The organism is Ruegeria sp. HKCCD6426 (assembly GCF_057221115.1).
This window is the reverse complement of the sequence record NZ_JBWVBF010000006.1, coordinates 1-12,871: the sequence shown is the minus strand read 5'-3', so window position 1 is coordinate 12,871 and position 12,871 is coordinate 1. Positions and strand designations below refer to the sequence as shown.

Annotated in this window: 11 protein-coding genes; 1 reads left to right on the top strand and 10 read right to left on the bottom strand. The window is 53.4% G+C overall.

Annotated features, from left to right (window positions below; genetic code table 11):
- Positions 1–142 precede the first annotated feature (142 nt).
- The 4 genes from AC2TDA_RS16820 to AC2TDA_RS16805 form a co-directional block, all read right to left on the bottom strand.
- Positions 143–1,879, bottom strand: a complete 1,737-nt coding sequence (locus AC2TDA_RS16820) for an adenylate/guanylate cyclase domain-containing protein (protein WP_480881142.1) — start codon at positions 1,877–1,879, stop codon at positions 143–145.
- A gap of 70 nt (positions 1,880–1,949) precedes the next feature.
- Positions 1,950–2,600 (bottom strand): NAD(P)-binding protein, encoded by a 651-nt coding sequence (locus AC2TDA_RS16815; RefSeq protein WP_480881140.1) that lies wholly within the window; start codon positions 2,598–2,600, stop codon positions 1,950–1,952.
- Between the two features lie 1,342 nt (positions 2,601–3,942).
- Entirely contained in the window at positions 3,943–4,341 is a 399-nt protein-coding gene (locus AC2TDA_RS16810) for a hypothetical protein (protein WP_480881137.1), read from the bottom strand.
- Between the two features lie 10 nt (positions 4,342–4,351).
- Positions 4,352–4,702, bottom strand: a complete 351-nt coding sequence (locus AC2TDA_RS16805; protein WP_480881134.1) for a VOC family protein — start codon at positions 4,700–4,702, stop codon at positions 4,352–4,354.
- 92 nt (positions 4,703–4,794) lie between these two features.
- Here AC2TDA_RS16805 and AC2TDA_RS16800 point away from each other — a divergent pair, with 92 nt between their 5' ends.
- The gene (locus AC2TDA_RS16800) at positions 4,795–5,250 is read left to right on the top strand and encodes a winged helix-turn-helix transcriptional regulator (RefSeq protein WP_480881132.1); all 456 of its coding nucleotides are present in this window, start codon (positions 4,795–4,797) and stop codon (positions 5,248–5,250) included.
- A gap of 374 nt (positions 5,251–5,624) precedes the next feature.
- On the opposite strand, the gene AC2TDA_RS16795 is transcribed toward AC2TDA_RS16800, so the two are convergent.
- The 6 genes from AC2TDA_RS16795 to AC2TDA_RS16770 all read right to left on the bottom strand — a co-directional run.
- On the bottom strand, positions 5,625–7,397 hold the full coding sequence (locus AC2TDA_RS16795) for an adenylate/guanylate cyclase domain-containing protein (RefSeq protein ID WP_480881129.1): 1,773 nt from the start codon (positions 7,395–7,397) through the stop codon (positions 5,625–5,627).
- Between the two features lie 67 nt (positions 7,398–7,464).
- Positions 7,465–8,088 carry a sulfotransferase family protein gene (locus tag AC2TDA_RS16790; RefSeq protein WP_480881127.1) on the bottom strand — a complete coding sequence of 208 codons (624 nt, stop codon included), beginning with the start codon at positions 8,086–8,088 and terminating at the stop codon, positions 7,465–7,467.
- 449 nt (positions 8,089–8,537) lie between these two features.
- A complete protein-coding gene (locus tag AC2TDA_RS16785) occupies positions 8,538–9,644 on the bottom strand; it encodes an alkene reductase (RefSeq protein ID WP_480881124.1) in 1,107 nt (368 codons plus the stop codon).
- 122 nt (positions 9,645–9,766) lie between these two features.
- Entirely contained in the window at positions 9,767–10,363 is a 597-nt protein-coding gene (locus AC2TDA_RS16780; RefSeq protein WP_480850979.1) for a TetR/AcrR family transcriptional regulator, read from the bottom strand.
- A gap of 502 nt (positions 10,364–10,865) precedes the next feature.
- Entirely contained in the window at positions 10,866–12,647 is a 1,782-nt protein-coding gene (locus AC2TDA_RS16775; RefSeq protein ID WP_480881123.1) for an adenylate/guanylate cyclase domain-containing protein, read from the bottom strand.
- The coding region (locus AC2TDA_RS16770; protein WP_480881120.1) for a hypothetical protein at positions 12,637–12,871 on the bottom strand (235 nt) is incomplete at its 5' end. The genes AC2TDA_RS16770 and AC2TDA_RS16775, both read right to left, overlap by 11 nt.

Sequence of the window (12,871 nt, the reverse complement as noted above, 5' to 3'; positions counted from 1 at the left end):
CAGATGACCGCTGTGAGCCCTTACCGGTCATTGTCGAACCATCTGGTTGCTGCGGGTGCGGACATCCCACCAACAATAGCAAATTGCGCCTCCACGGGATGCTCACTTTCGATCACTGGCGGCTGGTCTACAATTGGTGGCGTTAATTAGGAATGCCTGCGGCTGCCAGCATCGTGTAGTAGGCGTCATAGATCTTCGGCTTTGCGATAGAGATACGAGCGCGCATATCCCGGAACATTGAAACGCTAAAATCGGGTTCCCGCGACATGTGAATGCGTGCGAGTTCTTTAGCTCGAACCGCATTACCGAGAGCCATCTCCGCGACAAGTTCGTTTAGGCGAAATACAGTCACTGTATTATGAAATGCACGCATCTTTTGTGCGGTTTCCTTGAGGTCGCGCCAGTTCTCTTCTGCAATTTGCGATAGGCTGATTCCCATGTAGACTCGGTAATTCAGCGGGTCATTCGGATTGAGCCGGAGGGCCTCCCTGGCATGTGCATGCGCCACCTGTGCTTCACCCATCAGGCCGTGCAACAAACAACTGGAGCCCCAGGCCGAAACGCAGTTTGGACTTGTCTCGACGACCTGGTCCACCAGTGACAAACCGTAGTCCGTGTCTTCCGACAGAAATGCGAGTACGTAACCGGCATATGCTTGCGCTTCCAGGTCAAGGTGCGATGCCTCCAGAGTCTCATGTGCCAACTGAACTGCGTAATCAAATCGGTCCTTGCTTGGGCGCGTGTCCGGGTTCCAAAGCAAAGTTCGGATCCAGCCTCGAAGTGCGCTGGCCAACGGATACTCACTTGAAAGCGAGAGGGCTTTTGACAGGTGGTGGTCCGCTTCAGCGAAACTGAACCTGTAGATTAAGGCCTGTGCTCGCAGGAAGTGATCGTATGCTCCCAGCGTATCCGGGCGCTTGTGCGCGGAACGGTCTATTTCAGCCTGTCTAATGCCTGGCGCAATTGAAGCAACGACGGCTTCGGTGATTTGGTCCTGGAGGTCAAAAATATCGTCGAGCTTCCCATCGTATCGATCCGCCCAGACATGCGATCCGGTTTCCGCATCAACAAGCTGACCAGTAACACGCAGGCGGTTTCCCGTTCCACGAACAGATCCCTCCAGTATATAGCGGACACCAAGTTCGCGACCGATGCGGCGCACATCGACCGAAAGCCCTTTGTAAGAAAAAGAAGAGTTACGCGCGACCACAAATATCCAGGGCACTCTGGATAAGCTCGTGATAATGTCTTCGGTGATACCCTCTGCGAAGTATTCCTGTTCTGCGTCGGACGATAGATTGTCAAATGCCAATACGGCCACAGAAGGTTTGTCAGGGCGAGATTGAATTATCGGGGGCGAAGTAGCGAATGCCGCCTGTACTAAGTAGGCAGTCACAGGGCGCGCAATATTCTTCAGGTATTGCGGCCCCAATTCGGTGAACGAAACATCCACTTTGCCTATAACGTCTTCGTAAACCCGCCCAGAAACGATGATTCCTCCGGGAGGAGCCAGACCTTCCAGCCGGGCTGCAATGTTGACGCCGTCACCAAGAACGTCACCGTCGTCATCAAAAACATCACCCGAATGAACTCCCATACGGAATTGCATTTCCGGGCCTTGTCCGCGTGCGGCGTTCCGCTCAACCATCTGACGCTGCATCGTTTCGGCACAAGCCAACGCATCTACAACCGAGGGAAACTCTGCAAGAAATCCGTCACCGGTCTTCTTGAACAGGCGCCCGCCATTCAAACCGACATGCGGCTCCAGCGCTCTAAAGTGGCCCTTGTACGCGTGCAAAGTGGCTTCCTCGTCAGCACTGACGAGCGCGCTATAGCCAACAATGTCAGCCGCGAGTATGGCCGCCAGATGTCGTTCCAAACAAAAATCCTCCCACGTATCCATTGTAAAGGAGTGTCAAAAGGATATTAGGGGCTCGTGTACAAATCCCTCAGACCACGTCTCGAAAGTCGGCCGCACGATAAGGCACAATCAGTTCAGAAATTGGCGCTAGGATACCGCGTTTGCGAAGCGGGTCCGCACTCATGTCGAGTAGAAGTTCATCGTGATAGAGGCACATGTGAAGCAGAAGTGTGGCGGAACGTACTGGCCCTTCTGGCATCCAGGATTGTTTCCAGGACTTGAGCGCATCGATATCGCTTCGGATGGCCTCAGCACCCGGTAGGAGCACACGACCTGCAACGACAACTAGATCGGCCTCAATACTTTTAGAACTTTCGGAACCAACAACCTCTAGTGACCACCGGTCACCTTTACGCTCAATCATGGTGACGCGGGTGCCTAACCGTAGGCACTCTCGTATACCGAAATGATCACAATAATCCTCCAGATACTCTCGAAAGACCGGCCCCGGAGTGAAATGAGACGCTTCTTCGGAAAGCGGAAAATCCGGGAACTCGTACAGATCCTTTTGCACCTGAACGCCAAAATCGTGGTAACCATCCGCCCAGACGCCGCCTAGGTACGGGTTGCGATCAAAAATCTTGCAGTGGATGCCAACCCTCGTCAGGCATTTTGCAGTGGCAAGCCCAGAAACCCCCGCACCAATGATAGCGGCGGTTTTGACTTCCCCTACTATCATGCCTCACTTCCCCGTCGCAAAATTCGCGATAAGCCCAAGAGAACGACGCCCAGAAGCCAGAGCGCCAGAACATAAGCACCGAACACAGTCCAAAGCGCCCATACCCACGGGCCTTGCCAAATTGTCTTGGCTTGATTTAACCCGGTCTGACTGAGGCGAGAACGCAAAATGAACAACATATTAAGCAGCCCAGTCGCGGCGCCGATTGCTGTTCCAATCCAAAAGAAATCGCCCATAGTAGCCCCCCAAGGCGGTATCAGGATATCACGAAATCACAGTTTTAGATAGCAAGGCGGCCATTAGCGCTTTTGAAATCACAGACGGCATCGAAGTCGCCGTTGCCGTCATGCCTCTGAGAACTTGTTCAAAATCTTAGCTTGCCCGCTCGTACCAAAGTTGTTCCTACAGCCTGATTCAATGAGCTATTGGAGGAAGCCGCAGCAGCACTTGGTAGCGAGATTGGTGTCAGGAAGATGCACGTCGACAAACTTTGCAAAGTCCACTTTCTGCGCATAGCCGACACTCGGGTGGGCTGCGGTACGAGAAACCTTGACCTCTTGTTCGTGAATGAGCGCCTTCACTAACGGAATGGTTGCTGTGGCATGTGCAGGGAACGACTGCCTCCTCACCAACTACCCGAATTGAGACCGGCTATGACCGGTTCCATGGAAAGACTTTAAGCTTACGCGTTTTATTGGCCTTCTCCGCAAAACTGTCTGGCTCATAATCAGACTACCTTTTCGCGATCTATTTGGCGTTGTAGTTCCGCTCTTGGTTGAGGTTTGCGCAAAACTTTGGGCAAATCACGCAATGTTATGCGCAAATTTCAATACTATGCGCATACCTACAATTGTTGTAGGTGTTCTCATAACGCTGCGTTCCTATCATTGATTTCATTCAGGAAATTCGAGTGTGCTCGCCCATAATCTTGCGCGGCATTTGCGTATAATCTTGCACGATTTGCCCATAAGTTTGCGCAGCTAGCGGTGCGCATCCACTCTCAAGTCGATTTCTGGCCTGCCAATCAACTCAGGAGCGTTTCGATACTAGTATTAAGTGCATTATCGTTTGCGAATTTCAACCCATACTTTCAGAGCTTGGCGTCTGCGCTGCTTTTGTGTGCTAACTACGGTTGCGCTTGGATCTTCCGTTGCTGCACAAACTTGAATGCCCCACCGAAGAAGAATTGTTTGTTGGGTCAAATTGTTAGTTTCCGGTTATTTGCCGCGTGGCGCATCAACTGCTCGATTGCTGAATGCCGAGGAAAAACTTGGGGCAGCTCAACTGCCCCAGGCGGCCTCAAGCGGTGCCACCCCATATGAGATACATAAACACGGCATTCTTATTCGATGCCTCGATAGATCAGGCCAAGCACCAGAGCGAAAAGGCTGAAGTGCATGATGAGATACCCGGTTTCCATAACGATGAAGCTACCCGCGTTTGGCGAATTCTGTTTCGCAACCAGAGCCAAAACATGTGAGGTCCAGAAAAACAGCCCCATGAGGCCAGCAAACTGAAAGGCTCGCACGAAACCAGCACTGCCGGTATGAAACAGCGGATAGATCACTGCCAAAGCCAGACCTTGAATGACTATCGTTGCCAAGCCTAGAAGGACATTTGGCTCCCCCTCGAAATAGCCAAACGTTCGGTATTTCTCTTTGAAGAGTCCCAGATGCCAGCCAAACGCGAGTGGAAAAACGACCGCGACATATCCCACAGCAGACAGGACAATTTTGGTCATCGCTCAGCCCCTAAACGCCTGGTGCGCGCTTCCACAGGGCCAATGGTGCGCCACCCGGATCGCGGATAAAGCTGGCATCACCGGCAGGACCTTTCAAATTTTCAGCGATGATTTTCGCGCCATGCTTTCGCGCATTATCGACAGCGACAGACAAGTCATCAACTTCAAGATAGGGAACCCAGCCTGAAACGCCCTCCATAATATCAGCGGTTGCAGCAAACGGTTTCTCCTGCCCGTCTGCCGTCAAGAACGTCGTTGGGCCGATGTCATTGGGCGCCCAGCCAAAAGCGGTTTGCAGAAAGTCAGTTGTCGCGGCGCGGTTGTCGCCGATGTTGTCGAACCAAACGAATGGAGAAGGCATAAGGGAAATCCTCTTTTATTTTGCAAGTGGAATTTCTAATAACAAGAACACTTTCTTTTTGCAAGTATTACCCTTCGTGATATGAAATCGGCATGAGCAAATCACAGACCCCCGTTTGGCAAGGTTGCCCGACCCGCTATGCAGCGGGCATTTTCGGAGACAAGTGGTGCTTCCTCATACTCAGGGATGTTTTGCTGCATGGGAAACGGACCTACAGCGAATTTCTGAACTCACCTGAAGGTATTTCGACGAACATTCTTGCTGACCGTCTAACTCGGCTTGTTGCCGCTGCGATGCTGCGTCGCGAGGTGGACCCGCGCAAAGCAAGCAAAGTTTGCTATTTCCCAACACGAAAGGCTCGCGACATTCTGCCTGCCTTGATTAGCATGATGGTGTGGTCCACTCAGTATGACGAAAATACCGAGGCGCCAGACACTTTTGCAAAAGCCTACAAGAACGATCCGGTCGCAGCGATTGCATGGTACGAGTCGGAAATTGACCGTGTAGATGCAGAGATTTTGGGCGCACCGAACGCGCCAAATTTATGATGGATTAATATTGGCCGCATTGCAATTTTTAGCCACAAAGCCGCAACTTTCCGGACTTATGTCCGCGTGGCGGATGCTGTGCAGAAAGCACAAACAATGTTCGCTCGGGCAGCGGTGTATTTTCGGCAACGCAGCGTATCTTCCGCTTCCGGTCATTCAATCGTGTCGATTTTGGCCGACGTCAGACATTTTGGAAAATCTTACAACACAGAAAAATGCCAATGCAGGCAAGGCGATGCGCGCAGAGAACCGCTAGGTCCCTACCTGTAGGAATACCGAATTCGACTATTGTTATCTGGAGGGCAATGTTCGAAAAAATTGATTAATTGGAGGCGCTATTCGGATCGAAACTTTGGTCCTCCAATTATACTTCATCAATCGGGAATCCCCGCCGTTTTCAAGCTTTCAATGACCGTTTCGCGTGACGTGCGGTTCCGGATTGGTAGGACGCGGCTGTAGTGCGAAACAGTCACTTCCGGGCACACATTCAACAACTGGGTGGCAGCCGCCTTTGCTTCGTCCGGGCGATTGAGCAAGGTATAGGCTGTAATCAGCACCCAGTAAGTGGAGTCCCATCGGGAATTCAGAGCAAGTGAACGTCGTGCCAACTCAATTGCCTTGTCGGAGCTATCACAAAAAAGGTGGCCATAGGCTGCTACAGTCAAGAAGCTGAAATAATTGGGATCTTTCGGGCACAATTCCATGGCTTGGTCCAGTAGCCTGAGACCGGCCACAGCGTCATCTCCGAAAATCAATGCACAACCAGCCATGGCATTAACAAAACCTGATCCGGGGTTGAGGTCTACCGCACGTCTGACTGCATCCAGTCCAGCCAAATGGTCTTCACGCAACATGGAAAGGACGAAGCCACCCAACACAACGACATGTGCATCGTCGCAACCATGAGTCAGAGCACGGCGAGCCAGGGAAACGGCGAGGCCTGCATCGTTGTGGCCGTAGGCGTCCCACGACCGCGTCGCTCGCTGAACCAGACACCAAGCCATATGGGCCAGCGCCGGTGCATAGTCCGGGTCCAGTTCGATTGCTTTTTTGAGAAGCCCCAGAGCCTTTATATTTTCACCCGGACGCACAGCGTAAACATGAGGAAGTGCCTGAAGATAAAGATCATAAGCGCCCATGTGTTCAACAGGTTTCCGTCGTGCGCGCTCAATCTCTGCCTTTCGAATAGTAGGTTCAATCGCGCCTACCACACTCGCAGTAATCTGATCCTGAAGTTCGAATACACCTTCCAGAAGACCATCGAATTTATCTGCCCATAAATGGGCGCCCGTATTAGCGTCGATGAGTTGTCCCGTGATACGGACGCGCCCACCAGCCTTGCGTACACTGCCTTCCAGCACGTAGCGAACACCAAGTTCACGACCGGCTTGCTTTATGTTTACTGCGTGCCCTTTGTAAACAAAGCTGGAATTTCGGGCGATGACAAACAGTTGCTCGAACCGCGAAAGCGCCGTGATAATGTCTTCCGCCATGCCATCGACGAAGTATTCCTGTTCGGGATCTCCCGACATATTCGTAAACGGCAAAACAGCAATTGAGGGTTTTTCCGGAACGGCAAAATCTACCGGGACATCCAGTTTTCGGGCCATCGGCTTAGTGGATATCCCCACGTCCAATGCGTAGACATTCAGAGGTTCGGCGATGTTCTTTAGCGCCCGACTGCCCAGATCTGTTGCCGATACATCAAGCCGCGCCCTGACTTGACGATAGGCGTCTTCAGATAGGCAGATGCCGCCCGGATCGGCGATACCTTCCAGCCGCGCCGCAATGTTGACACCATCTCCCATCAAGTCACCATCGCCTTCCTCGACAACATCACCGAGGTGAATGCCCATGCGGAACTCAATCCAGCGATCTTCCCGCAAACCGGCGTTGCGCTCGACCATGGCGCTCTGAATATTGATGGCGCAGCGTACAGCCTCTACCACGCTGCGGAATTCCATCAGAGCACCATCACCGGTTCGTTTTACCACCCGCCCGTTGTGCATATCTATGGACGGATCAATAACGTCGTTGCGCAACGTCCGCAGTTGTGCCAGCGTACCTTCCTCGTCCACGCCCGTCAGGCGGCTGAAACCCACTATATCGGCAACCAGGATAGCAGCTAGTTTTCGCTTTTCTGTCACGTGAGGATATCCTTCGGCAACTTCATGATCCTCGGCTGAAAAATCGTTTATACCTTGCTCTTGACGGTCAAGGCGCTCCCTCCACAAGCTCCCAGAATTCGCTCCGGTTATTGGTTCGCGGGAACGGTTCGTCTGGTATCGGAGCTCCCAGAAACGTGCAGAGCGGCTCCCATCCGTCTTTGGCTTCGAAAACCAACAAGTGCGTGGCAGGTATTTCAGCCGTTACCGCGTCGACATGTGCGGTAAAGGCGTTCTCAAGACCCGCGACATCCAAGCCCGGCGGTATTCCGTTTTGCGAAATCAGTTCGGTGACCATTGTAAGCCAATCGTGCTGCTCAGCGGGTGCTTTCTCAACGTCGGACAAAAGCTGGTAAATTGTCTGAGAGAAGCTTTCAGCCCAACTTTGCGGGCTGCGGTAGCCGAGAATGAATTTTGCTTCAGGATATTCAGCATTTAATTCCCGAAAGAAGCGCGCTGTCGGCCAGTCAACAGCGCTTTGATAGCCTTGGTAGATTTTCGGCCAGTCGGGGTTTCCCCGAACCGCCGCCTGCCACAGAGGCAAATGCGACGACATGTTATGCAGCACTTCCTCCATGTGGTAGCAAGGGCCCACCCCCAATCGGTTTAAAGCAATCTTGAGCGAATACGTCCCGGTTCGTCCAATCCCCGCACCTACAACTTTCAGCGTCATGGGAGCCCCCTTTCAGACTGTCTAAAGATAGCGTTTATGAACGATAGCGTAAAAAGTGCACGAAAACTGAAACGGCATAGGTTGCGGCGCCAGTTTAGTATCCATCGAATTCTATCTTATCAGATATCGAGCCATTGGAACGCCAGAGTGAAAGGAGCTTGCAGATCAGAACCATTAGCGTTCGGTTGGGCGTGAGCCACCTCGTCTCAACTGCGCCTAAACCTTTTCAATATCTGCTGTACATGTAGATGGCTCCTAACGTACTGAGCAATGCCTCGCGACAGGCACGGGTGACGGTTGCGGATATCGCGCCGGTGAGGCACAGGATCTACAAGCCTTCTTTGATCAATAGGCTTTACGTAGCAAAAGCCGGTGCGGGAAATTCCTGCACCGGCTCTTTCCCTCCGCCTTGGCGTCTGGGATGTCAGGTTGCCGGAGACTTTTTACGTTTACTCCGCGGCAACCGCTTCCTCATCCAGTGCGGGGTAGTCGGTGTACCCTTTTTCATTGCCGCCGTAGAGGGTAGCTGGATCCAGCTCGTTCAGCGAGGCGTCTTTCTCCAGCCGGTCAACAAGATCCGGGTTGGAAATAAATGGCCGACCGAAGGCCACCAGATCGACGGCTCCAACTTCGACCGCTTCAATCGCCAATTCACGGTTGTAAGCGTTGTTGCCCATTTTCGCACCGTCAAACAGGTCATAGAGCGCCTTCAGATCGCCACCTTCCGGAATATCGCGCGGTCCGCCTGTCTGTCCCTCTACAAGATGGAGATAGGCCAGCCCATAACCATTCAGCAATTTGATCGCATGGGAGAACGTCGCCTGCGGGTCGCTGTCGGAGATGTTGTTGGCGTCCGAGAACGGGCTGAGGCGGACACCAACGCGGTCGGCGCCCCACACGTCGACAACCACGTCCATGACCTCCTTCAGGAATCGCGCTCTGTTCTCGACAGGACCGCCGTATTCGTCTTCACGCTTGTTGGACTCGTCCCGCAGGAACTGATCTATCAGATATCCATTGGCTGCATGGACCTCGACACCGTCGAACCCTGCTTTCTTGGCGTTTTCCGCGGCCCGCCGGTAGTCGGCGACAATGCTTGCGATTTCTTCGATACCCAGAGCCCGCGGTTCCGATGTTTCGACAAACTGCTCGCCATCAAAGGTCATGGCCTTGGCGCTAATTGCGGATGGAGCAACAGGGGCGCGGCCGTCCTGCTGCAAGCTGTTATGCGAAATCCGGCCCACATGCCAAAGTTGGATTACGATCTTGCCGTCTTCGGCATGGACAGCCTCAGTCACATTTTTCCAGCCGTCGATCTGGGCTTCGGAATATATGCCAGGAGTCCAGGCATAGCCTTTCCCTTGAGGCGAAATTTGCGAAGCTTCTGTGATGATCAGACCAGCACCCGCCCGCTGAGCATAGTACCTTGCCTGCAATTCATGAACGCTGTCATCTTCTGCCCTTGCCCGGTTGCGGGTCAGTGGTGCCATGACAACGCGGTTTTTCAGTTCGATTGCGCCAGCCTTGGTGCCGGAGAACAGTTTTTCATCAGCCATTGCTGCTTCCTTCTTTTGTAAACTTCGTTCAGATATTATTGGACTAATTAGTCCAATATTAGGTTCACTGTCTCTTGTTGGATTTTGTGTTAGGTTTCATTCCCTTATGGTGGCGGGAGGCCTTATGGCGAAATCACCAACCGGGCTTGTTTCAGGGTTTGCGATATCTGCTCAGCGGGAACGCCCGCCTTGCGCAATGCCAACGTGCCGATTGCAAGGGAGGCATAAGCGCGCGCTTTGTCGAGCGCCTTACCTGGATCAGAGGGCTCAAGTGCTCCCGCAATGATTTCGTCAATACTCTCCAAATGGTGTCGCCCGAGAGCCGCCACCTCATCATCATGCGGGGCAAGCTCCGTAAGGCAATTGATCAACATGCAGCCGTCACGACCGCCTTGCGGGTTCGCCAAAGCTTCAATTATAGCTCCAACGGGGTCAACTCCACCCGCGTCTGCGACGTCACGCAGAGCTTTCAAGGCACGTCTTGAATAGTGGCTGAGGGCTTTGTGAAACAAAGCCTGTTTGTTGCCGAATGCTCCATAGAAGCTGGACCGGCTCAACCCCATGGCCTTGGTCAGATCATCCACAGACGCGGTCTCGTAGCCTTTGTGCCAGAAAACGCACAAGGCTTTTTCCAAAGCTTCGGCTTCGTCAAAAGCACGAGGCCGACCTGGACCTGCGGATGATTTGATGTCACCAACTGGAAAAGTTTCTGTGCTCATGGGCTAGATGTGGAATGGTCAGTCCAGAAATTCAAGTCACTGGTAGAGCTTTTTTGGAATGGTCAGTCCGGATTGCAGCCAGCGACAGGATTTTTTGGCCGGTTAGGTGGAAAATCCGCTTTGTAATCTGCTGGGCGATGATCTTGCCGCCATGGAGAAAGTCTGTGCTTCGCTTAAAATTGTAAAGAGTGTAATCAGAGCGGGCGTTTGTGTCAGGGAAGCACTGTCGAGCAAACTCTGGCTTGGGGCAGTTTTCGCCAGTTTCTTTTGGATAGGCAAATACGGCAGAATTGCCAAAAGGAGTTGGAGATTTACGCCGTCCGAGATGCCAGGGGGAGTGCGATCTCATGAAACCTGATCAACACACGCGCCGAATGGACAATCACGAAGTTGAGGAACCGGGCGTGACGCTGATGCGACTGGTATTTGGCTAAGCCCATTGCAGAACGCGTCGCGTTGCCAAAATACGCCCCCAACGGTCAATGGTTCGCGTGGCGAGCGCCTAGCCAAACCCTGCCTGCCGCAAGCGCTCAAGCAGGTTTTCGAGGTGACTCCGATCCTTATAGGGTTGCGATGCCGCAAAACTCGATAGATTGAACTCCGGCTTAAGTTGCCGGAGCTTGGCGGCCATGCGCCGCGCTTCTTCACTCTTACCGACCGCCTGATACGAAGCGACCAGAATAACGTAAACGTGGACGCTACTCTGGTCCCCGCTGAGCGCTGCCATCGCAGCAGCTATCGCCTCGTGGTATCGACCGGAACTAAATAGCGCACTGGCAAGTGTTGCCGGGTACATTGGAGGATGTACCGGTGTCAGACGCATCGCAAATTCCGCGTGTTCGAGCGCCTCATTGAACTCGCCAAGGTAGTTCAGGACGCTCGCCTTGAGAGCGTAGGCAGCGGGGCAACTCGGCCGAGCGGAAATGGCTTTTTCCGCCTCGCAGTAAGCTTCGTCGAATTCCCTGCGGATCAAATGCAGATGCGCGAGAACCAGGCGAGGGTAACCGGTCACGTCATTGAGTTCGATAGCCTCTCGGGAGCGCCGCTCGGCTAAAGCCTGCACCGTCGCGAGGCGTTCACCACTTGCTGAGAGCGCCTCGACCCAGTAGGCCAGCGCGACCGTAGCGTATCCGACAGAAGCAGAGGGTTCCAGCCGGATCGTCTGCTCGAAAAGGTCCTGCGCGTTGTGAAGCTCGAGGTTCGACTGCGCGCTCCAGAACTCATATTCGCCGTGCGCATAGGTATCTCGGGCAACCGGGTTGGTCAGAGATCCGCGCACCAACCTTGCGGCCTCGCTGCTGAGCAGCTTCACGTCCAGTGAAGTTACCACCTGTTCGATAATTTCATCCTGAAGGGAAAAGAGATCTTCCGAGCCTAAGAAACTCCAGTCAAATTTCTCTGCCCAGAGATACTGACCTGTCGACAAATCCATAAGCTGGATACTGACGCGGGCTCTGTCGCCAAGTGTCCGCAGATCACCCTTGAGAAGGTATTTCACGCTGAACTGACCGGCAATCTCTTGCTCTGTCATGGCTTTTGACTGTGCCAATTGCGGCGACTCGTCTTGGACGAGGATGAGACCGGGCAAGCGGGTAAGGGCGACGAGGATTCCGTTCGACAATGCATCGACAAATCGTTCCTGTTCGGGGTCGTAGGACAGATTTTCAAACGGTTTCAATGCCAGAGACGGAATGGCCTGCTGAATTGTCGGCACTTGTCGGGCTGGTTTGGAGCGGGCGGCGGCGGAAGGTTCTGCGCATTCGATATGGCGGTAAGTCCGCACCGGTTTCTCGATGTTCTTGACCGCCTGTTCGCCGGTAAACTCGAAGCGGGTCGCGAGATCGCGTCCAATGGCGTCATGCACGGTTCCCGAAATGCAGATCCCGCCCGGCTCGGCAAGACCCTCCAGCCTGGCCGCCACGTTGATACCCTCGCCGTAGATGTCGTCCCCGTCGGGGATAACGTCGCCGAGATTGATGCCAATTCGGAGTTCTAAACTCCGGCCAGAAGGGGTCGCGAAATTCTTGTCAGACATGAGCCGCTGCATCTCGACGGCACACTGAACCGCATCCACAACGCTAGCGAACTCGGCCAGCGTCCCGTCGCCCATGTGCTTTACGATCCGACCGTCATACGCCCCTAACAAAGGATCTATTACTGAGTTTCGGTAGTCCTTTAATGTTGCCAGAGCTTCAACCTCATCAGCCTCCATCAAGCGGCTGTAACCGACAATGTCGGCTGTCAGGATCGCCGCAAGGCGGCGCTGCATGCGCTCAATAGCCATGCTGAACTTTAGCAAAATCCGTCGCGTTTTGCATACCAATTCGCCGCTTATGGGTAACTTCGATCAGGGCTTCCGCTAGCGCGCCATAATATTGATCAACCGGTAGTTCTAGAAATGAAGTAAGATGACCGTTTATTTGCGCATCTACGAAGGTGAAAATTCCAGTTGTGGATGTCCGGAATGGGCGCGCCTGCGCTGGCCGACGTACTTCCGCAAGGGTGAAT